This window comes from Bremerella sp. P1 (genome assembly GCF_028748185.1).
Classification (GTDB): domain Bacteria; phylum Planctomycetota; class Planctomycetia; order Pirellulales; family Pirellulaceae; genus Bremerella.
The window spans coordinates 4,156,079-4,180,014 of the sequence record NZ_CP118164.1; the positions used below are offsets into that span (position 1 = coordinate 4,156,079).

General features: G+C 55.5%; 24 protein-coding genes. 11 read left to right on the plus strand and 13 right to left on the minus strand.

Annotation, left to right across the window (positions count from 1 at the left end):
• Positions 1-5: 5 nt before the first annotated feature.
• The 4 genes from ehuA to ehuB are packed head-to-tail and all read right to left on the minus strand — an operon-like array spanning position 6 to position 2,951.
• Positions 6-785, minus strand: coding sequence for an ectoine/hydroxyectoine ABC transporter ATP-binding protein EhuA (ehuA, locus tag PSR63_RS17475; protein ID WP_274326965.1), 780 nt, complete (start codon positions 783-785; stop codon positions 6-8).
• Positions 782-1,441, minus strand: coding sequence for an ectoine/hydroxyectoine ABC transporter permease subunit EhuD (gene ehuD / locus PSR63_RS17480; protein ID WP_274326966.1), 660 nt, complete (start codon positions 1,439-1,441; stop codon positions 782-784). Before ehuD ends, ehuA begins: the two co-directional genes overlap by 4 nt.
• Before the next feature lie 2 nt (positions 1,442-1,443).
• Positions 1,444-2,118, minus strand: a complete 675-nt coding sequence (gene ehuC, locus PSR63_RS17485; RefSeq protein ID WP_274326967.1) for an ectoine/hydroxyectoine ABC transporter permease subunit EhuC — start codon at positions 2,116-2,118, stop codon at positions 1,444-1,446.
• Positions 2,115-2,951, minus strand: a complete 837-nt coding sequence (gene ehuB, locus PSR63_RS17490) for an ectoine/hydroxyectoine ABC transporter substrate-binding protein EhuB (protein WP_274326968.1) — start codon at positions 2,949-2,951, stop codon at positions 2,115-2,117. Before ehuB ends, ehuC begins: the two co-directional genes overlap by 4 nt.
• A gap of 311 nt (positions 2,952-3,262) precedes the next feature.
• On the opposite strand from ehuB, the gene ectA reads away from it, so the two are divergent.
• The 3 genes from ectA to PSR63_RS17505 all read left to right on the plus strand — a co-directional run bounded on the left by ectA (position 3,263) and on the right by PSR63_RS17505 (position 5,608).
• Positions 3,263-3,757 (plus strand): diaminobutyrate acetyltransferase, encoded by a 495-nt coding sequence (gene ectA, locus PSR63_RS17495; RefSeq protein WP_274326969.1) that lies wholly within the window; start codon positions 3,263-3,265, stop codon positions 3,755-3,757.
• Entirely contained in the window at positions 3,754-5,034 is a 1,281-nt protein-coding gene (ectB, locus tag PSR63_RS17500) for a diaminobutyrate--2-oxoglutarate transaminase (protein WP_274326970.1), read from the plus strand. The genes ectA and ectB overlap by 4 nt, the downstream gene beginning before the upstream one ends.
• Before the next feature lie 184 nt (positions 5,035-5,218).
• The gene (locus PSR63_RS17505) at positions 5,219-5,608 is read left to right on the plus strand and encodes an ectoine synthase (protein ID WP_274326971.1); all 390 of its coding nucleotides are present in this window, start codon (positions 5,219-5,221) and stop codon (positions 5,606-5,608) included.
• A gap of 47 nt (positions 5,609-5,655) precedes the next feature.
• Here PSR63_RS17505 and PSR63_RS17510 read toward each other — a convergent pair whose 3' ends face one another.
• The gene (locus PSR63_RS17510) at positions 5,656-6,168 is read right to left on the minus strand and encodes a MarR family winged helix-turn-helix transcriptional regulator (protein WP_274326972.1); all 513 of its coding nucleotides are present in this window, start codon (positions 6,166-6,168) and stop codon (positions 5,656-5,658) included.
• A 300-nt stretch (positions 6,169-6,468) separates the two neighbouring features.
• Here PSR63_RS17510 and PSR63_RS17515 point away from each other — a divergent pair, with 300 nt between their 5' ends.
• The 3 genes from PSR63_RS17515 (at position 6,469) to PSR63_RS17525 (ending at position 11,710) form a co-directional block, all read left to right on the plus strand.
• A complete protein-coding gene (locus PSR63_RS17515) occupies positions 6,469-7,056 on the plus strand; it encodes a TetR/AcrR family transcriptional regulator (RefSeq protein ID WP_274326973.1) in 588 nt (195 codons plus the stop codon).
• Between the two features lie 75 nt (positions 7,057-7,131).
• Positions 7,132-8,286, plus strand: coding sequence for an efflux RND transporter periplasmic adaptor subunit (locus PSR63_RS17520; RefSeq protein WP_274326974.1), 1,155 nt, complete (start codon positions 7,132-7,134; stop codon positions 8,284-8,286).
• Positions 8,287-8,332: 46 nt separating this feature from the next.
• Positions 8,333-11,710, plus strand: a complete 3,378-nt coding sequence (locus PSR63_RS17525; RefSeq protein WP_274326975.1) for an efflux RND transporter permease subunit — start codon at positions 8,333-8,335, stop codon at positions 11,708-11,710.
• Between the two features lie 12 nt (positions 11,711-11,722).
• Here PSR63_RS17525 and PSR63_RS17530 read toward each other — a convergent pair whose 3' ends face one another.
• The 3 genes from PSR63_RS17530 to PSR63_RS17540 form a co-directional block, all read right to left on the minus strand.
• Positions 11,723-12,361 carry an NfeD family protein gene (locus PSR63_RS17530; RefSeq protein WP_274326976.1) on the minus strand — a complete coding sequence of 213 codons (639 nt, stop codon included), beginning with the start codon at positions 12,359-12,361 and terminating at the stop codon, positions 11,723-11,725.
• A gap of 63 nt (positions 12,362-12,424) precedes the next feature.
• Complete coding sequence (locus tag PSR63_RS17535; RefSeq protein ID WP_274326977.1) at positions 12,425-12,622, minus strand: CPXCG motif-containing cysteine-rich protein; 198 nt, start codon at positions 12,620-12,622, stop codon at positions 12,425-12,427.
• 30 nt (positions 12,623-12,652) lie between these two features.
• The gene (locus PSR63_RS17540) at positions 12,653-14,170 is read right to left on the minus strand and encodes a TIGR04222 domain-containing membrane protein (protein WP_274326978.1); all 1,518 of its coding nucleotides are present in this window, start codon (positions 14,168-14,170) and stop codon (positions 12,653-12,655) included.
• Between the two features lie 171 nt (positions 14,171-14,341).
• Between PSR63_RS17540 and PSR63_RS17545 the strand changes: the two genes are divergently transcribed.
• Positions 14,342-15,784, plus strand: coding sequence for an alkaline phosphatase D family protein (locus PSR63_RS17545; protein ID WP_274326979.1), 1,443 nt, complete (start codon positions 14,342-14,344; stop codon positions 15,782-15,784).
• Between the two features lie 80 nt (positions 15,785-15,864).
• A complete protein-coding gene (locus PSR63_RS17550; RefSeq protein WP_274326980.1) occupies positions 15,865-16,224 on the plus strand; it encodes a VOC family protein in 360 nt (119 codons plus the stop codon).
• A gap of 10 nt (positions 16,225-16,234) precedes the next feature.
• Here the strand turns inward: PSR63_RS17550 and PSR63_RS17555 are convergent, their stop codons facing one another.
• Positions 16,235-16,846 carry a thioredoxin family protein gene (locus PSR63_RS17555; RefSeq protein WP_274326981.1) on the minus strand — a complete coding sequence of 204 codons (612 nt, stop codon included), beginning with the start codon at positions 16,844-16,846 and terminating at the stop codon, positions 16,235-16,237.
• Positions 16,847-17,088: 242 nt separating this feature from the next.
• Here PSR63_RS17555 and PSR63_RS17560 point away from each other — a divergent pair, with 242 nt between their 5' ends.
• The 3 genes from PSR63_RS17560 to PSR63_RS17570 are packed head-to-tail and all read left to right on the plus strand — an operon-like array spanning position 17,089 to position 20,123.
• A complete protein-coding gene (locus tag PSR63_RS17560; RefSeq protein ID WP_274326982.1) occupies positions 17,089-18,645 on the plus strand; it encodes a sensor histidine kinase in 1,557 nt (518 codons plus the stop codon).
• On the plus strand, positions 18,642-19,073 hold the full coding sequence (locus tag PSR63_RS17565; RefSeq protein WP_274326983.1) for a response regulator: 432 nt from the start codon (positions 18,642-18,644) through the stop codon (positions 19,071-19,073). Before PSR63_RS17560 ends, PSR63_RS17565 begins: the two co-directional genes overlap by 4 nt.
• A gap of 12 nt (positions 19,074-19,085) precedes the next feature.
• Complete coding sequence (locus PSR63_RS17570) at positions 19,086-20,123, plus strand: response regulator (protein ID WP_274326984.1); 1,038 nt, start codon at positions 19,086-19,088, stop codon at positions 20,121-20,123.
• 261 nt (positions 20,124-20,384) lie between these two features.
• On the opposite strand, the gene PSR63_RS17575 is transcribed toward PSR63_RS17570, so the two are convergent.
• The 4 genes from PSR63_RS17575 to PSR63_RS17590 all read right to left on the minus strand — a co-directional run bounded on the left by PSR63_RS17575 (position 20,385) and on the right by PSR63_RS17590 (position 23,893).
• The gene (locus PSR63_RS17575) at positions 20,385-21,092 is read right to left on the minus strand and encodes a class I SAM-dependent methyltransferase (protein ID WP_274326985.1); all 708 of its coding nucleotides are present in this window, start codon (positions 21,090-21,092) and stop codon (positions 20,385-20,387) included.
• A gap of 31 nt (positions 21,093-21,123) precedes the next feature.
• A complete protein-coding gene (locus PSR63_RS17580; RefSeq protein ID WP_274326986.1) occupies positions 21,124-22,017 on the minus strand; it encodes an LpxI family protein in 894 nt (297 codons plus the stop codon).
• Positions 22,018-22,027: 10 nt separating this feature from the next.
• Complete coding sequence (gene lpxD / locus PSR63_RS17585) at positions 22,028-23,095, minus strand: UDP-3-O-(3-hydroxymyristoyl)glucosamine N-acyltransferase (protein WP_274326987.1); 1,068 nt, start codon at positions 23,093-23,095, stop codon at positions 22,028-22,030.
• A 105-nt stretch (positions 23,096-23,200) separates the two neighbouring features.
• On the minus strand, positions 23,201-23,893 hold the full coding sequence (locus PSR63_RS17590; protein WP_274326988.1) for an HAD-IA family hydrolase: 693 nt from the start codon (positions 23,891-23,893) through the stop codon (positions 23,201-23,203).
• Between the last annotated feature and the right edge of the window lie 43 nt (positions 23,894-23,936).

A 23,936-nucleotide genomic window follows, 5' to 3' on the forward strand; every position in this document is an offset into this window, starting at 1 on the left:
TGGGGCTAGGCTTCCAATACAGTCTTCAGGAATTCTTGGGTGCGTTGTTCTTTAGGTTCGGTAAAGATCTGGCTCGGCGGACCTTCTTCCAGGATCACGCCGCCGTCGAAGAACAACACGCGGTCGGCGATCTCGCGGGCAAAGTTCATCTCGTGCGTGACCAGCAGCATCGTCATGTCTGACTTTTCCGCCAGCTTACGCAGGACATTGAGGACTTCGTGGACCAGTTCGGGATCGAGTGCCGAGGTGACCTCGTCGAACAGCATGATCTCTGGCTGCATCGCCAAGGCCCGGGCAATTGCCACCCGCTGCTTCTGACCGCCGGAAAGCTGCGCCGGGAAGGCATCGGCTTTACCATCCATACCAACCATCTTCAGCAGTTCCATTGCGGTTTCATCGGCAACCGAGCCGGAGACGTTGTTCACCAGTTTCGGTGCCAGCGTCAGGTTCTGACGAACCGAAAGGTGGGGAAACAGGAAGAAGTGCTGGAAGACCATACCCAGCTTTGACCGCATGCGGTGCATGTGCGCTTCGTCGGCTTTCTTCTCGTTGCCGTTGACGTTCATCGTCCAGACCGACTCGCCATCGACCTTCACGCTTCCGCCGTTGGGGGCTTCCAGCGTCATCAGGATGCGCAGCAGGGTGCTCTTGCCGGAGCCGCTGGGACCGATGATCGCGATCTTCTCGCCAGACTGGATGTCGACGTTCAGGCCCTTCAGCACCTGGTTGGTACCGTACGTCTTTTGAAGGTTACGAACTTGCAGTTGGGGTGTGTTTTCACTCATGAGGTCATTGCCGCGGTGCGTTTGCGAAGCCATTCAACCGACAGGCCCGCCAATAGGCTGAGCAGGATAAACAGCACACCCACGATCGTCAGGGGTTCAAGGTATCGGTAATGTTCGTTGCCGAAGATCTTCGCTTCGTTCAAGATTTCCAGGACGGTGATCGTCGAAAGGAGCGGGGCTTCCTTGAGCATCGCGATCAAGTAGTTGCCCAGGTTTGGCAGGATGGGCGGAATCGCTTGGGGCAGGATCACGTAGCGATACGTTTGATACGGCGTCAGGTTGAGTGCCTTGGCTGCGTTCCATTGGCCGCGGGCGATCCCGTCGAGTCCCGCTCGGTAGACTTCGGCCGTGTAGCAGCTGTAATGCACGCCGAGAACCAGGATACCGGTCATCAGCGGCGAGAAGCCGCGGCCGACGATGTCGATCATCACGTAGTAGACAAAAAACAACTGCACCAGCAGCGGCGTACTTCGGACGAACTCGACAATCGCCCACGCCGGCCAACTGATGTAGTGCGACTTGGAACGACGCATCACAGCCCATAGCAGCCCAAGCAGCAGCGCCAGGATCATGCCACCAGCCACTGCTTCGAGCGTAACAACTAGACCACTTAAGATGTCTGGCATGACCTGCCAGACGACATCCCACTTCCACATGATTAGTTCCCTCCTCCGTAATCGCGGCCTTGGGAATGACGATGTTCCAGCCAGCGGAAGACTCCGGTGATGGTCATCGACAGAAGGAAGTAGATCACCAGCAGCAGGCCAAAGATTTCAAACGAGCGATGCGTATCGTCTCGCAGAAACTTGCCTTGCAGCGTGAGATCGGTAACGGTGATCGTCGAGACGAGGGCCGTCCCTTTGAGCAGTTCGATCATGAGATTGCCAAAGGGTGGAATCATGCTCAGGATCGCTTGCGGAAAGATGATATACCGCATCGTCTGCCAGCGACTTAGGTTGAGTGCGGCAGCGGCTTGATACTGACCTTTGGGGACCGCTTCGAGACTTGCCCGGACGACTTCGGCGCCGTAGGCACCCACGTTGGCCCCCAATACCAAGATGCCGGTCGTGATCGCGTCTAAGCGGATGTTGGTTAATTCCGGCATGGCGAAATAGAACCAGTACAAGAGGATCAGAGCACTGGCGCCGCGGAACACGGTAATGTAGATCGCACTCAGCCAACGTAGTATCGGATCGGTCGACTTGCTCCATACACCGAATAGCACCGACAAGACTATCGCCACGACGCAGCCGCCGAGCGTAATGATGACGGTGATCCAGAGCCCCTGCAGCAGGAAGGGGAGCAGATCGAGAGGAGGAGGGAGATTACTCACGGTGCTTCCGACAATTCCTTTGCTGTCACATCGCCTGGCAGGGTCGACTGGTCAAAGCCAAACTTCTTTACCAGCTCTAAGTGTTCAGGCGAGCCAATGAACTTGGCGAGTTCTTCATTGAACCGCTCGCGCAGTGCGACGTCTTCCTGGCGAAAACCGAACGCACCGTAACCACGAATCGTTTGGCCATCGATGATGGGGTCTTGAAAGTCCGTTGCCTTTTCGATCTCGTCACTGTCCTGCTTTTGCAGGAGATCGTTGACCGTCAGGTCGGTCGCTGCGACGGCATCGATCTGGCCACCTTTGAGTCCGAGGATCGCGCTGTTGTAGTCGGAAAAGACCAACACCTGGTTATCGTTGACTCCCATGTCTCGGGCATAGCCTTGTTCAACGCTGCCTCCCATGACGCCCAGTTTGGCGTCGGAGTTATCGCGAACGTCTTCATAGCCGTGCAGATTGAGCGGGTTGCCGGCCTTGACGATGAACGACTCGCCGATCGCATACGAAGGATTCGAGAACGAGATTTCTTTGGCTCTTTGAGGCGTGATGTACATACCGGCCGCGATGATGTCGAATCGCTTGGCTTTCAGACCGGGAATAAGTGATCCGAAATCCGCCACGATGGGTTCGACATGATCAACACCCATTCGCTTTAAGATGGCTTTAGCGATTTCAGGGGCTTCGCCGGTAACTTTTCCGGAGGAAGTGTCGAGGTACCCATAGGGGGCTTCGTTGGCAAAACCAATGCGGACGGAATTGGCTTTTTGAATCCGCGCTAAGGTTGTTTCTGCATTGGTATTAGGTCGATTAGCCTGCCAAAAGATTGCGCCCAAGGCTGCTGCTAGTATTAGCAGTGCTAATATTCCAGTTAATGAAATCTCCGACTTATTTTCATCGAACATTATTTAGTGTGTTTCGTAACTAATTATGTGCAAAGATGTTGTGTCTTTCGTCGGTTCTCCGCGAAACAAGTTGTTTGCACATTGATCTACTAGGTGAGATGTGCTAAATTCTAAAGCTAATTAGTTGCGGCAGCAACCATTGCTGCAGTAATTTTCGCGAAACCGAAAGGCTAGGTAATCCCTGGGATTGTGTCGATCTTAGGGACGCGAATAGAGGACTCTAGAGGAGGTAATCAGCCCGGATGATTATCCGGAAACCGCGCGTCGAAGATGGTGCGCAGCTTCGTCAGTTGGTCGCCAACAGCGAAGAGATAGACGACAACTCGTGCTACCTCTACTTGCTGTTGTGTCAAGATTTCGCCGACACATGTGTTGTCGCGGAACTCGATGGATCGATCGTTGGTTTTGTCACCGGCTACACCCCACCGGCAAGACCAACATCATTATTCGTATGGCAAGTGGTCGTTGCGCCGGAAGCAAGACGCCAGGGTCTCGCCAAGCGAATGTTAGAAGCACTGATTGCTCAATTCCCCGGTGAGAAGCTCGAGTGGGTCGAGGCGACGATTACGCCTGACAACCAGCCATCTCGTCGACTCTTTGATGCCCTGGCACGTTCTATGCACACAGAAATAGGCTTTAGTCCTTATTTCTTAGCAGAACACTTCGGAACTTTTGCCCATGACCCGGAAGAACTTTGCCGGGTCGGCCCAATTGGCCCCAACCGAAAGAGCTCATGAATATTATCGACCGAATGGAATCAAACGTTCGTAGTTACTGCCGTTCGTTCCCCACGACGTTCAAAACGGCCAAGGATCACTTGATCTTCGATGATCGCGGCAAGGCGTACATCGACTTTTTCGCCGGTGCCGGTTCGTTGAACTACGGCCACAATAACGAAACACTCAAGAACGCGCTGATCGATTACATATCCAACGATGGTATCACCCACGCGTTGGATATGACGACCGTTGCGAAGAAGCGTCTGCTGCAGTCAATGCAGGATGCGCTGTTCGCTCCGCGTGGCATGGAATACAAGGTGATGTTCCCTGGTCCAACGGGAACCAACGCCGTGGAAAGCGCCTTGAAGTTGGCGCGTAAGGTAACGGGACGTCGTAACGTCATCTCGTTTACCAATGGTTTCCACGGGATGACGCTGGGTTCGCTGGCGATCACCGGTAACAGCGGCAAGCGAGCCGGTGCTGGCGTTTCGCTGCACGATACCACACACATGCCGTTCTGCGACTACTTCGACGCCGAAACCGATACGATCTCGATGATCGAGAATTACCTGGAAGATAACAGTAGCGGTATCGATAAGCCGGCTGCGTTTATTCTGGAAACGGTTCAGGCAGAAGGTGGCGTGAATGTTGCCTCGAAGGAATGGCTGCGTCGTATTGCCGAGCTGGCCAAGGCCTCAGGTGCCCTGCTGATTCTGGATGATATTCAGGTCGGTTGTGGTCGTACGGGCCCATTCTTCAGCTTTGACTTTGCTGGAATCGAGCCCGACATTATCTGCTTGTCGAAGTCGCTCTCGGGTTACGGTCTGCCGCTGGCGGTGGATCTGATCAAGCCAGAGTTTGACGCTTTCAAGCCAGGCGAACACAACGGTACGTTCCGTGGTCATAACCCGGCTTTCGTCACCGCGGCGACGGCGCTTGAAACCTACTGGCGTGACGATCGCCTGTCGAAGGAAGTCCACGAAAAGGCGCGTATCATCAAGGATGCGTTCCTGGAAATGGCCGACCGATACGACGGTAGCGTTCGTGGTCGCGGTATGATCCAGGGTATCGAATTCCCCGATAAGTCGTTGGCCGGAAAGATCTCGAAGTCGGCGTTTGGCCGCGGCCTGATCGTCGAAACGGCTGGACCGAACGACGAAGTGTTGAAGGTCCTGCCGCCACTGACGATCGAGTACGACGCGCTGAAGGAAGGTCTGCGGATCATCACCGAAGCGATTCACGAAAACCTGCGGTCGGAAGTTTCGACCAAGACGGTTGTGTCTGCCAAGTCGTAACCGACGCAGACAATCCATACCCCGACCGTATCGTCCCGTATTGGGATGAACCATCGGAAGAAAACAGCCCGGGGGCCTCTGCAAGTGTAGAGTGCCCCCGGTTTTTTTAGTGATCCCCAGGCCCGTTTCAGGGCTCAAAGTTTCAATCAACAAAGATTAAAGAGAGACACAGGAGTCATACCCAATGCTGGTACGAAGTTTAGAGGAGATCAAGGGAACCGATCGGGATGTTGAAGGTGGCAACTGGAACAGCCGTCGTCTTCTGCTTGCCGGAGACAAGATGGGGTTCTCGCTGCACGACACGATCTTGCGTGAAGGGACCACCACGCCGATCCACTATCAGAATCACCTCGAAGCCGTTTACTGCATCGAAGGGCACGCGACCGTCGAACTGGTGCCCAGTGGCGAGAAATTCGAGATCAAGCCTGGTACGGTTTACGCATTGGACAAGAACGACAAGCACTTGCTCACTGCCCACGTCGATACCCGCATGGTTTGCGTCTTCAATCCGGCCGTTGTCGGCAATGAAGTCCACGACGAAAATGGGGTCTATCCTGCTGCTAAGGATGCCTAAGCTTGGCGGCGCAAGGCCAACGCTCTCGAGCCTTCTAGCTCAAAAAGTTAAGCCAACCGAGATCGATCTTCGCGGTGTTCAAACTCCGCGGAGATCACCGGTTCGGCATCCAGATCGGCAGCTTCCATCAGTTCGACCACTTGCTCCAGCGAGGCGACCAACCCGCGGAGTTCGTTCTCCTGAAGTGATGTCAGGCGTTTGACGAACTGCTCCTGCAGGGGAGTCGGAATGCCGGCCAGCTTTTGCTTACCGGTTTCGGTCAAGTGAATCAGAACACGCCGCCGGTCGGGGCTATTGCGAACCCGCTCGATGAATTGTCCGCGTTCCATGCGTTCCAAGATGCGGGAAACGGTCGGCGCGGCGAGACCAACTCGGTTGGAAACTTGGGCCGCGGTCACTTCTTCGCTTTCCTCGGCCAGGTCACGAATGGCCCGCAGGCAGAGCAGTTGCGGAAGCGTCAATCCCGAGTTTCTGGCCAGCGAACGAGAATACTGGGAAGTCTTCAGAATGACCCGACGAATGGCCCGCAACATCCGTTCAACTAGGTCAGGTTCTTCCATCGGCCAGAAGTTTTCGCGGGTGATTATCTATGGCAAAACACGTTTTGCTTCAATCTATCTCGCAGCAGGAAATGTGTCGATACCGCGATAAGGTGTTTCGGTTTATTGGTCCTGTGAGCTCGTTTGTCGAACTAAAAGTAACGAACTCACACGCAGTTGCTCAGCAGTTGCTGAACACTTGTCGGGCACGATTGTCGATCAACTCCTTGCTTCGAGCTGGCCATTCTGCGTCCCTTGACTCTACTAGACGACTGGTCTAATATTTGCCAATCACCCCAATGGAACACAGGTAACCGGTACGTGGGCAGCGAAACAAAAAGCGAAATCATCGAGGCAGGCCGCAAGGCGATGATTGCCAAAAGCTACAACGGGGTCGGTTTGAACGAGATTCTGACCGACGCCGGGGTGCCTAAGGGGTCGTTCTACCACTTCTTCAAGTCGAAGGAAGAGCTGGGCGTGGCGGTGATCGAGGCTTCGGTGGTCGAGAACACTGAGAAACTTCGCCAAGCCTTAACCGATCCGAAGTTAAGCCCGCTAAATAGGTTGGAGCAATACTTCATTTGGGCTCGCGACGATATCAATTCGCGGGAATTGCGGCAGGAATGCCTGATTTGTAAGCTAGCTTTAGAATTATCCTCTTTGAGCGAACCTTTACGCCTCGCCGTGCGTCAGGGGTGGGACGAGTGGCGCGTCATTATGACCGATTGTCTTCGCGAAGCCCAGGAAGCTGGTGAGATTGACTCGGCCCACGATCCCGAAGCTTTGGCAGAGTTCATGGTTTACTCGTTCGAGGGAGCAATGATTCGCGTTCAAGTCGACAATCACATTCGACCGGTGAACCAGTTCCTGCATTTTGTCTTTCAGGTATTACTGAAGCAGGCAGGCTGAACCCTGATGTATTTACTAGGGATTGTTCAAGACGACTGGTCTACTATTTAGGCAACAGTGGAGATGGAGAAGGGTATGCGTTTCATCCTGATGACGCTCGTCGGACTGACGATGGTGGTATCTCCCGCGTTGGCACAAATGCCGCCGACGGCGGTTCGTGCGGTGCCTGCGACCATGCAGACCGTCGAGCCCCACCATCGCTTCACGGGAAGTTTGAAAGCGGTTGCCCGTGGTGACGTGGCTGCCCTGGAAGACGGTCGCGTGCTCGAGGTAACGGTCCGCGAAGGAGCGACCGTCAAGAAGGACGACGTCATCGCACGCATCGATGCTCGGCGACTTGAAGCCCAGAAAGGGGAACTCGAAGCCGCGTTCGGAACCGCAGAAGCGTTGATCGCTCAGCGAGAAGCGGAACTTCGCCAGGCCAACCTCGACATGGACCGCTCGGCAACGCTGATTCGCAACAACGCGATTTCGAAGCAGCAGCACGAGCGAAGCGAAACCGAACTGACCATTGCCCAGGCCAAGCTGGCCACCGATCGCCGTCGTCTCGATGAGATTCGCCGCCAGTTGGATCTGATTCAAGTGCGACTGGACGATACCGAAGTTCGTGCTCCGTACGATGGCCAGGTCATTATGCGTCACACCGAACCGGGCGAATGGATTAAAGCGGGCGAACCGTTTGTCACGCTTGTTTCTACTGGCAAGGTCGAAGCCTGGCTGGAAATTCCCGAACGTTACGCAGGCATCGTCTCGCAATATGCACAACAAGTGGCCGTGCACATCGTGGGGACCGATCGCAAGTTCGTTTCCGCATCGGCTAAACGCGTGCACGAAGTTCATCCGCGCACTCGCACGTTTCAGTATGTGCTGACGCTGGATGCCAAGGACGCGATCCTGGCTCCTGGTATGTCGGTCGAAGCCTGGCTGCCAACCGGGCCTGCTAAATCATCGTTGACGGTGCCTAAGGATGCCATCATTCGTTCCGCGGGAATGGCATATGTCTTCAAGGCGGTTGAAAACGAAGGACAGACCATCGCCGCCCGGACTTCGGTGAGTGTGAAATTCGAAACCGGCAGCCTGGCGGTCGTCGAGTCGCCTCAGCTTACCGAGGGAGACATGGTAGTGGTCGAAGGGAACGAGCGGCTATTCCCCGGCACGCCAATCGCGGTTTCTAAGCAGCCGCCTATGAACTCGACCACAGCCGTGAACCTGTCGAGCCAGTCTCGCTAAATCACGGCTGCCTGACCCACTCAAGTAGATACTCCAAGGACATCGTATGAACTTCATCCAGCTTGCGGTCAGGCAGCCCATCACGGTCGCGGTGGGGGTGATCCTCAGCATCATGGCCGGTGTGCTCGCATTTACGCGTATGCCCATTCGCATGACGCCGGAGGTGGAGTCGGTCGTTGTCTCGGTGATGACCTACTGGGAGAACGCTTCGGCTCAAGAGATTGAGTCGGACGTTGTCGAAGAGCAAGAGCAACGGCTCGGCGATCTCTCTGGGCTCGTTTCGATGACTAGCATCAGCCAGCCAGGCTCGGGGCAGATTCGTCTTGAGTTCATGACCGGCACCAACATCGACGAGGCGATGGCGGAAGTCGATCAGAAGCTGTCGGAAGTCTCCGGCTATCCTGCCGAAGTCGATCAACCGCAGGTCGAAGACTTCGATCCCGAGTCGGTCGACTACATCGCTTGGATCGGGCTGGCATCGACCGATCCGAACTTCGACGCGACGACGCTGTACGACTTCATGGAGCGTCGGTTACGTCCGCGATTCGAGCGGATCCCTGGCGTGTCACAGGTGGGCATTCGAGGTGCCCGCGAGAAGGAAGTGCAGATACGGGTCGATCCAGTGGCGTTAGCCCAGCGTGGGATCACCTACCAGGAGCTGGTCAACGCCCTACAGTACAATAACGGCAATTTCTCTGGCGGCAAACTGCCGGAAGGCAAGAGCGATATTCGCGTACGAAGCGTTGGACGCTTCCGCGATGCCCAGTGGGTCGAGAGCCTCGTGATTCGTCGTGAGCAAACTGGCCCCATCTACCTGCGCGATGTCGCAACGGTTCAGGAAGCCCACAAGGAGATGACCGAATGGGTTCGGGCCCGCGGTCAGACGATGCCGTTCTTCAGCTTCATGCTCGAAAGTGGCGGGAACCTTCTGGAAACGATGGACGGAATCAAGCAGGAGCTGGAAGAACTGAATAAACCGGGAGGTGTGCTTGAGCAGGAAGCCAAGCGGCTGGGAGTCAACGGCACGCTGGAGTTGGTGCAGACCTATGATGCAACGACTTACGTAGTCGACGCGATCGCCCTGGTCGAAAGCAACATCTTGATGGGTAGCTTGCTCGCTGTTCTGACGCTGCTTCTATTCCTGCGATCGCTTCGCACGATTGGGATCATCGCCATCGCGATTCCCGTTTCGACCGTCGTGGCCGTTGTGGTGATGGTGGCACTGGGACGTTCGATGAATATCATCTCGCTGGCCGGGATGGCGTTTGCCGTGGGGATGGTGGTCGATAATGCGATCGTGGTGATCGAGAACATCTTCCGCCATATCGAGATGGGCAAGTCGGCTACCAAGGCTGCTGTCGACGGAACCCAAGAAGTATCTGGGGCGGTGCTGGCCTCGACGTTGACGACGCTGGTCGTCTTCTTTCCGATTCTGATTATCGAAGAACAAGCCGGGCAGCTCTTCCGAGATATCGCGCTGGCGATCATGGCCGCGGTGGGAGTGAGCTTCATTGTCTCAACGACCGTGATTCCATCAGCTGCCGGGCAGTGGCTCAAAGCGAAGTCGATTCAGCAGCATGCTCACGAGTCGGCTGTGATGAAGAACCCAACCGCCAAGCCGAAGACCTTTGGGGCCCGGCTGTGGGGCTTCCTGACTGCGATCACCAACGTGCCGGCGATGGTGGGCAATACGGTCTACGTTTTGATCGGCAATTGGACCTCGCGTCTGCTGGTGGTCGGCGGGTTTGGTATCGCGACGATCATCGGTATTTGGCTATTGGTGCCGCCGCTCGACTATCTACCGACCGGCAATCGAAACATTGTGCTGGGAATGTTGCTTCCGCCGCCGGGTTACAACGTCGATCAACTGTCGGAAATCGGTGCCCGGATGGAAGCCAAGATCAAACCGGCTTGGGAAGCGGCAGGGGACAAGTTCGGAGCCGAAGCCGTCCTTCGCGGCCACGAGTGGGACGGCGAGGACAAACGCGAGCCGGTGCCGATGATGGGCTCGGACGAGATGGTGATGCCACCTCCATTGGATCATTACTTCCTGGTTGCCTGGGATGGTCGCGTGTTTCAAGTCGCCATCTCGCAAGACAAGGAAAAGGTTGTCGACACGCTTCCGCTCTTCACGTCCGCCGCTGGCGGCGATCAGGCACCTGGGGTGATCAACTTCGCATTCCAGATGCCGCTGTTTCGTACGGGTGGAACGACGGGGTCAGCGATCAAGATCGACCTGGTTGGCGACGACCTGGATCGCGTCAGCGGTGCTGCTGGGGCGCTCTTGGGTTCGCTGATGGAAAAGTATGGCCCTTACAGCGTGACGCCCGAGCCTGTGAACTTCTCGCTGCCGACGCCTGAGATTCGAATCACCCCGAATGATGAGCGTCTGCAAGATGTGAATATGACGCGACGTGATATTGGTCTGGCCGTGGCGGCAAGTGGGGATGGGATCTTGCTGCCACGGTCGTTTGATGTGGGGGGCGAATTGAAGGATTTGAAGATCATCAATATCGAGGCCCTGCAAAGCGATCCGACCAACGCGATGTTCAATTCGCCGATCGCCACGCCGAGTGGATCGGTCGTTGATCTGGAGAGCCTGGCGACACCAGAACGCGTGGAAGCCGCCGACCAGATCAAGCACGTCGATCGTCGTCGCGCGGTGACGCTGCAGTTCACGCCACCTCCAGGGGTGCCACTGCAAGCGGCGATCAACGAAGTCCAAACGACCGTCGCCGGTCTGCGGGAAGCCGGAGCCATCACCCCAGATGTCGATATGCAATTGGCCGGTTCGGCCGGGCAGCTGGCGCAGATCCGGGAAGCGCTGATGGGGGACGGATCCGTTCGGGGTACGTTGTTCAGCTCGCTCTTTCTGGCCTTGGCGATTGTTTACCTGTTAATGGCCGTGCTGTTTCAAAGTTGGACCTATCCGCTGGTGATCATGGTGAGCGTGCCGCTGGCCCTGCTCGGAGGCTTCGCAGGACTGGCACTGGTGCACCAGTGGAGCGTGGCCGATCGCTACATGCCGATCCAGAACATGGACGTGCTTACGATTTTGGGTTTTGTGATCCTGGCTGGCGTGGTGGTGAACAACGCCATCCTCATCGTTTACCAGACGATCAACTTTCTACAAGGACGAAGCGAAGAAGGGGACGATGTGAGCGATCTGTCCCCGCGTGAGGCGATCGCCAAGAGCGTGGAAAGCCGCGTGCGCCCCATTCTGATGAGCACGCTGACATCGGTCGGCGGTATGTTGCCGCTGGTGCTGATGCCTGGTTCGGGAAGCGAATTGTATCGCGGCCTGGGAGCCGTGGTGGTGGGCGGCCTGATCGTATCGACCGTGTTCACCATGTTCCTGGTGCCGGTGCTTTTAAGTGTGCTGTTCGATATCTGGAAGCCGCAGCAAGTCGAAATGGACGTGTAGCACTTTCGGAATTCACGCCACGTGTACCGCCAGAAGCAGTATCCAGCACATCGCCGCACCGAAGAGGGTGCCAGCGACAAGTCCAAGCGACAACGCGACAAATGTTCCGAATATGGCCGTTCCGAAAAAAGCTCCCATGATCGTCATCGCGATCATCACGTAGGCCAGGGCTCTGGCCAGGGTGCGATGATCTTCACGCGGTGCCGTCGACTCGGCTGCGGAGCCAATCGTCCAGCGATAAATAAAGCCTGAGCATATCCCAGAGATTGGCACCAGGATAATCCCTTGATCGATGGGCGTTCCTCGCACCATCGCAACACCGCCGCAAACACATGCCAGGCCCATGCTCCAGTAAAGCGGGTTGACCTTCTCGACGACCGATGGAGGTGCCGTAAGATCGACGTTGTGGTCGACCGAAACGGGATGGGTCAGGTCGACATCTTTGTCGATGGCCACCTCTTCTTCATCTTGTCGGGTCCGGACAACCAGGTTGTTGGCCTGACGATTGGTCACGACAACCTCTTGCCCGTCGTCGATCCATTCCATCTCACTTCGGGCATTGTGCACCTGCCCATAGATCTCGATTTGACCAGCCGGGCGAAGGGGTCCAACGGTCTTTCCGATGGTGCCTGGGTGAATAGTTTGATCCATAGCAGGGTCTTGACCGGTTGATCGCTATGCGTAGGGACGATGCGTGTGCCACAAAATGGCGAGCTAGTCGTAGTCTTGCTCGGGTTCAGCCCAGGCCGTTGCTTCACCATTCGGGTCGAGCTGGATATGAATCACGTGCGGTCGACAACACACAGGGCAGTCTTCAACGAACTGTTGCTCGCTCCCTTGAGACGGATCGAGTGGGATGACGATGTCTTCGCCACACGCGTTGCAGATGTAAGTGATTTCCGTTTGCATCATGGCCATCTCCTTTAAGTTACAGGCCTCGTATTAACTTCCGCATCCTCCACAGCCACCCCCGCCGCAACCACTGCCACATCCTCCTCCGCCGCCGCATCCGGAATCTCCTCCACAGCCACCGCCGAAGCCACCCCAACTGGAACCTTGGGCGGCACGAAATTCATCGGCAAGTGGATAGAGGTCTCCGGATGCGAACGCAGTGATGCCAAATAGTCCAGCGGCCAGGAAGTAGTCGTCGGCCGTGGTAATCTTCGAGCCTGGGGCCATCGGGTTGAGATGCGCGTTTTCATGTTGCCAATCCGACAGGATGGCGTTGCCGCGCGAAGTACGCCCGCGACGAACGGCCAGCCAGATACAACTGATCAGCGCCGGAATGACCATCAACGCGAGGAATAGGACTGGTTTGTCACGAGTGGTACCGATCACGAGCTTGGTGACCCCAAGGCCAAAGATACCCAGCATGATGAGCGAAGGCACCCACCGCCGCGCGATCGGTTCGTAAGGGTTTGGCTCGAAGAGCCCCATTTCCGTGAGCCTGGCCCCTGCTTCCTTGGCGATGGGAATCGAGTTGGCAATAACTGTTTGGATTCCATCCTTGCCGGAGCGTTTTACCTCGTTGTAGATATGACGTTCCAAGGTCGACGCACCCGAGGATGGCGGATTGAGGGCCAGCAATTGCTTGACGACGCGTCCGCCTGAGTATCCCCCTTCGACCAGTTCGAGTTTGCCGTCTTGAATCAGCTTGGCAATCGTGGCGATCACGAGTCCCTTCGGGCCTTGGGCCAGGTATGCCGCAAGCGTAGGGTCGTCGACTTTCGCGGGGATCGGTGGTTCTGGGATGGGGATCAGAAAGCGAATAGCGAGCGCGATCACCAGGAAGATGACCCCGGTAATGGCGTAGAACTTCAGGAATGTGGGGCCATCGAAATCCAAGGGTGAGACAGCCGCCACCGGATCGGCCTGACATCCGCCCAGGCTCAACATGGGTAGCAACACCAATAGAATCAGCGCCAACCACTTCAACGGATTGCGAGGAATGATGAAGTACTCGCTGAGATTGACCCAGCGGCTGTCGACGACCGACTCCATTTGCTCGCCGACTGTCGGCCAGATGTCCTTCGGTGGCTTTTCGCCGAAGTAGTTTTCGTAGCTTGCCAGGGTCTTCGCGTACCAGTCGTCGAACTTCTCGGTCTCTTCCCTGCGTCCCAGTGTGGGGCAATGGTGCAGAGGGCGAGGTAAGACTTCGCCGCAGAGTTGTTCCCAGTACGACTTCGTATAGGTCAGATGCAGATGCCAGGCCTGGTCGACGGCTTCCGATGGTGAAACCGCGTGGCCTGCGACCATCGAGAGGAAGAGGAATCGACGATATTCGTCGATCACACGTTGAGCGAAACCCAGTCGCCAGCCGTTTTCCCGCGCCAGTCTGGCGGCAAAGGTCAGCGTTGCTCCCGGTTGATCAAACGAGAACGCCTCGATCTTGTTCCACAATGCCTTCGCTTCCGCGTCCATGGCACCTGTTCCTGCGTAGTGCATGATGAGTTCGGCCACCGCGGAATTCCGTGGGCGAAATTTGCGGTCCGGCCTGCCTGACTTTATTCTAGAGAATGTCCTACCTGATTTGCGACAAGGAAAGATCGACCATCCGCAGATTGTCAGATCGTTCAAATTTCCCTGCGCAAACTATTGACTTCTCCTCCCTTTTGGCTCCGGAAATCCCTCATGCCTGACTTTCTTCCCTTCCATCGACGCCTCTTCCTCAAGTCCACGGTTGCATCGGCTGCCATTGCGGCAGCGGCGGAAGCCAACGAATCGACGAGAGTTATGAACCCGGCATACCAAGCGACCGGAATTCGCATCGGAGAAGTCACACCGACGACTGCGATCGTCTGGACACGCTTAACGAAGAACACAGAACGCAACAACGACGGGATTGTGTTCAAGAAGCGAGGCAAGTCCGAAGAAGCCCTCAAGACACCGGTCGAGCAAATCGAAGGGGCATGCCCGGGACAACCAGGCAAGATTCGACTCGTCTACGAAGACCAAGGCACCACGCTGAAAACCGATTGGGTGAGCGTCGACGAGGAGTCGGACTTCATTCACCAATTTCAATTGAAAGATTTGAAACCTGGCACCGAGTACCACGTACTATGCGAGACCTCGGTGGAAGGTCAGGAACATGGGGCTCGCGTCGGCACGTTCCGCACGGCACCCAAGCCAGATGAAATCAAACCGGTTCACTTTTGCGTGATGACCTGCCAGGGTTATCCTGACCGCGACCATCCCGACGGGCACCCGATCTATCCTTCGATGACAGCGAAGGATCCCGACTTCATTTCGATGACCGGCGATTTGATTTACTACGACAACGATGCCCCCAGCGCGATGTCGGTCGATCTGGCGCATTTACATTGGGAGCGGATGTTCAGTCTGCCGCGCCTGGTCGATACGCTCAGCAAGACTTCTACCTATTGGTTGAAGGATGATCATGACACGCTCAACAACGATTCCTGGCCCGGGCGGACATATGGCGAGGTCACGTTTGAAGAGGGGCAGAAGATTTTCCGGCAGCAGGCACCGCTGGGCAGTGATTCGTATCGAACGTTTCGATGGGGCAAGGATCTGCAAATCTGGCTGACGGACGGCCGCGACTTCCGTTCGCCCAATCGGATGCCGGATGGTCCTGACAAGACGATCTGGGGAACTGAGCAGAAGGCCTGGTTCAAGCGAACCGTGAAAGAGAGCGACGCGACCTGGAAGATTCTGATCAGTCCCACCCCGATTGTGGGCCCAGACCGCAAGGGAAAGAACGACAATCACGCCAATGCGGGCTTCTCCCACGAAGGCAACGAGATTCGGCAGTGGATACACGATAACGTCCCGGATAATTTCTTCGTGATCTGTGGCGATCGTCACTGGCAATACCACTCGGTCGATCCGGAAACAGGCGTCAAGGAGTTCAGCGTAGGTGCCGCCAGTAATTCGCATGCCGGCGGAACGCCAGGGCGAAATCCGAAGATCCATCGCTTTCACAAAGTGCAAGGTGGTTTCCTGAATGTGATCGTCGATGGGGATCAGGACGAATCGGAGATCACGTTCCAACTGTGTGATGTCGACGGAAATGTGGCGTTCGAGCAGAAGTTCGAGCGAGCTCGGACGATGTGACCGTGACGCGGCGTCTTGGCAATGGTAATTTAAACGCGATGTGAGAGTCTCTGCTTGGTTGCCTTTTGACGGAACCTTCGATGGAACTATTCGCGGTTGAGATACGGACGGCGCAGTGGCAGCCGATGATCCTGTGGTATACGAGTGCCTTGAACATGAAGGCCGCTGTACGCAGTGTCGAAGAGGGCTATGCACTCTTGGCCGGGCGAGGCTGGCGACTTTCGCTGCTCGAGTTGCAGGAAGATGAGCCAAGGGACCATTCGGCTTTCAGCTTGGCCATCGAAGTCGAGAATTTAGCGGCTGCCCGAGAACACATTGAGTCGTACTTGATGGAACCTTCGGCACCGATAGAGACGAGTGACGAGGGCTTTCTGCAGTGGACCACGACCGACCCCGACGGCAATCGCATCAAACTATTTCAATTTGTGGCCGTCGACTGACAGGCAATGCTTATCGGCGCGATCGCTTGTAGCGAATGTTGCAGCCAATCGCGACCGTCTCTTGAACTTCGGGTTTTTTGCCGGCCAGGGTGGCTTTGATTGCTTGATTGACGTAGTTCACCGTCGCTTCCGCGGCGTTGGTATCGTCGTCCATGGCCCCCATGTAGACGACTTTCCGCTCGCCGTCGATCACAAAGAATTCTGGCGTCCGGGTTGCTCCCCAGGCTTTTCCCAATTCCTGTTTCTCATCCTTCAGATAGGGGAAAGTGAACTTCTCGGTCTGGGCCCGTTCCTTCATGGCTTCGAGGGAATCTTCATCGATCAGGTTCGAGTTCACGGCGATCACCGCCACCCGGTCGTCGTTTTCCCACTTTTGGGCAAGCGCTTTAATGCGTTCCTGGTAGTCGACCGCATAGGGGCAAGTGTTGCAGGTAAACGCAACGATGATCGTTTTCTTGTTTTTCAGTTCTTTCCAGCTATGCGGTTCCCCGTCAGTTCCAGGGAGATTCTCCCATGGCTGGACCGTATCACCGATGTCCAGAACCGGGTTGTACTCTCCAGCATGGATGGCGGTCAGTGGCAAAACGACCGCAAAAATCAGGGCAAAAACACGTGACATCATTGGTCTCTTGGTTAGTCCGTAGTCGATAGGTAAAGCATGGTTGCTAACTGGCTATTGCTAACTTTCAGCATAGGCGACATTGTCGGCAGAAGCAAAATGATGCACCATAGGGCGAACGAAATCACTCAGGGGAAATTGTGACCAGTTGGGGCAGGTCAACAGTGGACGGCCGCGCAAATTATCTCAGGCGCGAGTCCCGAGTCCATTGAGATATGCCTCCAATCAGGGAGGAATCGGGCAACGTGGTGCAGCTTATTGGAAGTATTCTCAGCAGCATCGGTCTGTTCTTTCTTCATCTATTTGATACCGAAGGATTTCCCGCACGATGGTATTGCGGGTCGGTCTGGCAGGAAGAGCCTGGCGTTGGCTGGCTGCACATCGTTTCGGACCTGGCTATTTTTGGTGCCTATCTGACCATTCCCGTTGTCCTGGCTTACTTTCTGTTTCGGCGACGTGACTTGCCATTTCCAACGCTGATCAGTCTGTTTGCCCTGTTTATTGTTTCTTGTGGATTTGGGCACTGCATCGAAGCGATCATCTTCTGGGAGCCTGTCTATCGCTTTTCTGGGCTCATTAAAGCGGTAACGGCAATCGTGTCCTGGGTGACCGTGGTGGCGTTGATTCCCATTATTCCGCGGGTTCTCAATCTGCCAAGCTTGGAAAAGGTCAATGTCCAACTGGAAGAAGAGATCACCGAACGCCGACGAGCAGAAGCCCTGTTTCGGACAATTTTCTCTGGAGTTCCCAACGGAATCATCATGGTCGATTCATCTGGCAAACTGAAAATGGTGAACCAGCGCGTCGCCCAAATGTTTGGTTACACGGAAGAAGAGTTGATTGGCCAGTCAGTCGAGATGCTCATTCCCGCGGACACCCAGGTTCGTCATCGAGAACTACGGGATTCATTTTTCTCGGCCCCGCGTGTGCGAATGATGGGGGAAGGGCGTGATCTGCACGGTGTGCGAAAGAATCGGACTGAACTGCCTGTCGAGATTGGCTTGAATCCGATTGAAATCGGCAAAGAACACTTTGTCATTGCTTCGATTGTCGACATCTCGGAACGTAAACGGTCCGAGCAATCGGTGGCAGAGTATACCCGTCAACTCGAGAAGTCGAACGAAGAGCTCGAAGAGTTTGCCTATGTCGCGTCGCACGACTTGCGTTCGCCACTGCAGGCAGTGAAGAACCTGGCCAATTGGATTCGCGACGATAACGCAGAGACGTTGTCGGAAGAGTCTGTCAGACACATCGAATTGATGCATCAGCGTATCCAGCGGATGGAGCGTTTGCTGGATGATCTACTACAGTACTCGAGAGTCGGACGCACGGAGCAGGCCATATCTGAAGTCGACGTCACTGAGATGCTTGACTCAATCATTGACAGCCTGCCGCGTCCCGAAGCCATGCAGGTTCAGGTCGATCCAGATATGCCGGTCATCCGTACTCTGACGGCCCCGCTGGACTTGACCTTCCGGAATCTCATTCAGAATGCCATTAAGCACCACGATCGTGAAGACGGTAATATTGTCGTGTCCTACCGCGATCAGGGGGATTTTATCCAGTTTTCCGTCCAGGATGACGGTCCTGGAATCTCACCGGAATTTCACCAACGTATATTTCGGATGTTTGAGACTCTCCGTCCCCGCGATGACGTTGAAGGCAGCGGCATGGGTTTATCGCTCGTCCAAAAGACCGTAGAGACGATCGGTGGAAGCATTTCGCTTGAGTCGCAACCAGGCCAGGGATCGACTTTTTCGTTTACTTGGCCGAAGAATGCTCCGCTAGGAGATCAAGAATGATCGCACAGAATATTCGAATACTACTGGTAGAGGACGACGACATCGACGCAGAGGCCGTCAAGCGTGGATTCGCCAAAGCAGGGGTGCAATGTCCCTTATATCGCGCAACCAATGGTGTCGAGGCGCTCGAGATGCTGCGGGACAAAAAGGGCTATTTCCAAGACGTGCCGTATATCGTGCTGCTTGATTTGAAATTACCCAAAATGAATGGACGTGAATTCCTCGAGGAAATTCGCAACGATGCTAAGCTACGCAAGAGTGTCGTATTTGTCTTGACAACATCGAACGCTGAAACGGATAAACTAGCTGCATATTCGCAATGTGTTGCTGGCTACATTACCAAAGCGAACGCCGGTGTTGAGTTTTGTGATCTGGTGCAAATGCTTGGTCACTATTCGCAAATCAATGAATTTCCGGTTTGTATCTAGAAGCGATTGGCGATGAACATTCCCGTAGAAATACCGAAGATACTGCTCATCGAAGATGATTCGGTGTTTCGAATGCTCATTAAGCGACTTGTGAGCAACGACTTCCATATCGATGAGGCTTCCAGTATCGAGGCCGGGCGAAACCTGATTTCCACCGGCCGATACCAGTGCGTCTTGCTCGATTATCGCCTGCCGGATGGGACTGGTTTTCAATTGCTGCCCGATGCGGTTGCGCGAGAACTACCCGTGGTGATGATGACCGCCATGGGGCATGAGCAACTGGCCATCGATGCGCTCAAACAAGGATGTCAGGATTACCTGGTCAAAGATGATTTGAACCGGGCAACGCTTTGCCGCAGTTTGGCCAACGCCATGCGGCAGGTTCAAGCCGATCGACAAACGATGCGACATCGTTTGACATTGCAGCGGGTCATTCAAGTCGCCGCTACGAAGTGTCGTCAGACAACCTCGGCGATGCGACAGTCGTGCGACGACAGTTCTGATCGAAGTAAGGCCAGAGACCTCTACCTAGATCAACTTGACCACTTGATGGACGATCTGACGGCTTATTCGCGACTATCGTCGCCGACCTGGGAAGTTCAGCCAGTTCAGCTGCCCAAGGTTCTTGAAGAGGTCCTTGGTGAGTTGAAGAATCGCACAGTCGGCTTGGCGATTGAGGTCTCCGATCAGACGGTAGCCACACTGAAGTCCGATCGGGATGCGGTTCAGTCCATTTGCCGAGGACTGCTTGATTGCCTGATTGAAGATGGTACCGATCAGGCCACGTTTGTATTTAGCTCGGAGCGGGATCAAGGGCATATCCGGGTCAACTTCGTCCCAAAAACTCAGAGCCTCGAGGCGCTTCAGGCTCAGCTGACGTCCGAAACCGTTTTGACGACGGAAGATTTCGTTGCCACAGGAATCGAGATTATTCGGCTTCTCGTCGAAGAGCTAAAGGGTACGATTTGGGCAGAGCTTCAAGAAGATGAAGTTCAGATCCGTGTGGATTTGCCCAACGGCAACCATCTCGACGGAGTGTCAGCCAAGTAGATTCAGCTCCGTCCCACATTGCCCCTCAGACTCTTTCTCTCAAGGAGTCTTACTCAATGTCGACCTGCATGAAGCTTCCTGGTTGCCTCGTTCTTCTCGGAGGTTTTTGCTCAGCCAACTGCAGCAACTCATTTTCCAAAAGAATAAGATGGCCCAGCAGCATTTGGCCGAAGCCCGTCGTCTTCGCAACAGCTTAACCGCGGCGGTAATTGATCAGGCTCTCGCCGCGTAGTTACTGAAACGGTGTGTGCCTGGGTGGTATTAGTTCTCAGGCTTGGCTTCCGCCTTTTCAAAGAACATCATGTGTTGCCAGGGGAGGCCATCAAACTGCCTGGCGAGCTGGAAGCCATTCGCTTCGTACTCGAGCAGCATCTGCTTCTTGCTCATCTTGTGCAGGAGCTTGATCGGGACATTGGGGTCTTCCATCCGAAATTCCAACAGCGCGATCTTGCCGTCAGGCTTGAGCGACTTCCGCATCGCGGCCAACATCTCGACCGGGTGAGAGAACTCGTGATAGACGTCGACACAGAGGATCAGATCGATCTTCCCTTCCGGTAGTTTCGGATTGTCGATATCACCGAGAACCAGCTCGATGTTTTCGATCCCTTTTTCTTCGGCCCGAGCTTTCAGCAGTCGCAGCATCTCTGGCTGGATATCAACGGCCAGAATCTTACCGTCTTTGCCGACCATTTCGGCCAATTTCAGGCTGTAAAAACCATTGCCGCATCCCATGTCGCAGATGGTCATGCCTGGCTTGACGCCAAGGTTTTCCAGCATCTTCTGGCAGTCTTCTTCCCGTTGGCGGCTTTCGCGGATCAACCAAGGGGCACCGTTGTAGTGCATGGTCTGGGCGATTTCGCGTCCCTTGTAGACGGGACGACCAGCGACGGTAGTCACGTCTTCCTGGGCGGAAGCAAACTGCGTAGCGATAAAGACGAGAGCGAGCGAGAAAGCAGCGGTGCGAAGCATAGGTTCCTGGCAGGGCGGCCAGGCAAAGTACCTAGGCCGCTTCCGAAGAGGGAGCAAATTCGGTGAGGCGATCCTCACTTACAGCGAGAATCGACAAACGATGGTTCTTTGCAAATTCTAACACGGCCGGTTCGTCGAGGAGAATTGTTTTTTCTGCCTCGAGTACCAACGTACTGGCACCGGCATCCACCATCGTCTGCAGAGTACCTACACCAATCGTGGGGACATCGAAACGCATGTCTTGCTGCGGCTTGGCAACTTTCACCACGGTAAAGCCGCCAGCCTTGCAGAGACTGCCTGCCCGCTGAATGCACGCATCGGTACCTTCAATGGCTTCCAGGGCCAACACGGCCTGGTTCTTGACGGCTACGCTTTGGCCGACATCCAGACGACCGAGTTCCTTCGCCATTTCCCAACCAAACTGAATGTCCCGCAGCAGTTTTCCACTTGGCTGAGGACCAGCGATAATGCCAAAATTCACGAGCAACTCCGGAGCATAATCGGTCGCAGGTAAGAAAGTAATTCCGTTGTTTGCGAATGCGTTGACGATTGCCAGCAGCAAGGTGTCGTCCTTGCGATCCTTGGTACCCCATAGGATCTGCGGAGCGAACGTCTTCAGGCAGAACCAGTCGGGACGGTGTTTCCACAACACACCGCGATCAAACAAGCGAATCTTGTGGATCTTCCCCGCCATGGTGGCTTCGGTCGCGTTGTGCTTCTGATAGTGACGCTTCACTTTGCCGAGTTGACCGAGCCCGACCCAAACGGTCGCATCGCAAAGTTCTTCCAAGATGGGATCGGCGTGATCCTTAACCGCCGCGCACACGACACCGCGGCCGGAACGCTTGATGGCTTGGGCCACCACAATCGGAAGGTTTCCCCAGCCGGCGAGCAGGCCAACCGGAGACAGGTTCGAGGCATTCATGACGCGAGATTTACGAAGCCTTGCGAATGACCGGCTCGGTCACGGCTTCGGCTTCCTTTTCCAGTTGTTCAATTCGTTTGGCCAGTTGTTTGATCGTCTTCCGCATCTCAGGCAACTTCTTCATTGCCATGTGTTCGCTCAGGACGACTTTGGCCGGACCAGCCGGAACACCCAGAGATTGCTGGCCAGCGGGGATATCGGAACTAACACCCGCTTTGGCACCAAGCTGAGCTCCTGTGCCTATATGGACGTGATCTCGAACGCCGACTTGCCCTGCCATCACCACGTAGTCACCGGTGGTTGTGCTGCCGGCGATGCCCACCTGCGAGCACAGAAGATTGTGTTTGCCGATACGGCAGTTGTGGCCGATCTGAACGCTGTTGTCGATCTTGGTTCCTTGGCCAATGACTGTGGCGCCGTAGGTGCCTCGGTCGATTGTTGTGCAGGCCCCAAGTTCCACGTCGCTTTCGAGCACCACGTTGCCAAGCTGAGCGGAAAGGATGTGCTTACCGCTGGAAGAGTCGTAACCAAAGCCGTACGCCCCGACTACTGCGTTAGCGTGGACGATGCAGCGATCACCAATCTCGGTTCGATCGTACAGCACCACGCCGGGGAAGATGACCACGTCGTCCCCAATCCGGCTGCCGGCCTGGATGGTGACGCCGCTATGAATGACTGTGTTCTTGCCGATTACCACGCCATCACAGATGACGGCGCCAGCCCCGATGGTTGCGGTGGGGTCGACGACTGCCGCCAGGGACACGACTGCCGAGCGATGGATTCCGACCGACGCGTCCTGTTCCCATGGCTGAAAGAAGCGGATCGTCTTGCCGAACGCTTCGTGAACGTTTGCGACGACGATGCCATCGATGTTCAGTTTGTCCGATTCCTCGCGAACTAGCACTGCGGATGCCTGGCAGTCTTCCATCAGAAGCGCTGCTTGGTCTGGTTTATCCATCAGCGTAATTTCGCCGGCAACCGCGTCGCGGATGATATTGGCCCCGGTGATGACGCGATTCGGATCGCCAAATACCTTGCCATCTACGAGTTCGGCCAGTTGTGCCAGCGTGGTGCCCATGAAGGAATCCTTTCCAATGCGGGTCGGGTCGACAGAGATCGCACTAATGTAGCCGGTTTCCCCCAAACGAACCAACAGCAATTGTTGTCCACACTTAGCATCATGCTAGCGCGCGAGCAGGGCGTCGACGGCTTCACCTAACGTCTTATAACTATTAGGGATATTGCCATCGCCAGGCTTGCCCGAGCGGTCCAGGTAAAGGGCCTGCCAGCCGAAAACCTGCGGTGCTTGCACGTCATTTTCCCAGTCGTCGCCGATCAGTAAAATCTCGTCCGGTCCGCAGTCGAGAGCACGCGTGACGCGTTCGTAGAACGCCGCGGCCGGCTTCACCCAACCCACTTCCGACGAAATAAAGAGCCGCAGATCAAACGAGCTCAGGTGCTGCTCGGCAATCGGGCGAAGGCGGTGGTCAAAGTTCGATGCTAGCCCCAAGCGAAAGCCGGCATCCTTCAGACGCGAGAGGGCAGGGGAGACGTCTTCGAAGAGTTGCCAGTTGTCTGCCTGACCGAAGTGATCCCACAACTGCCGGAAGACATCGTCTTGCTTCTCAGGCTGTGGAGAGAGCACGAAGTTAACGATCGCGCGCCAGCGGGCAATCTCCGTTTTCTCGTCCGTCCTCAGTGGATCGTCCGCGCCTTGCAGCGTTTGAAACGCGTGAACGCTGTACTTTGAGATGGCCTGGTGAAATCGCTGGCGGATCGTTTCACGATCGAGAGCAATACCGTGAGCTCGGCCAGCCGTCTGATAGGCATGGGCGACGGAGGGATGCGGCTTGATGACCGTTCCGACCGCGTCCAAAAGCACAACTTTTGGACGCGGAGTGTTTTTCGGTTCGGCAGTC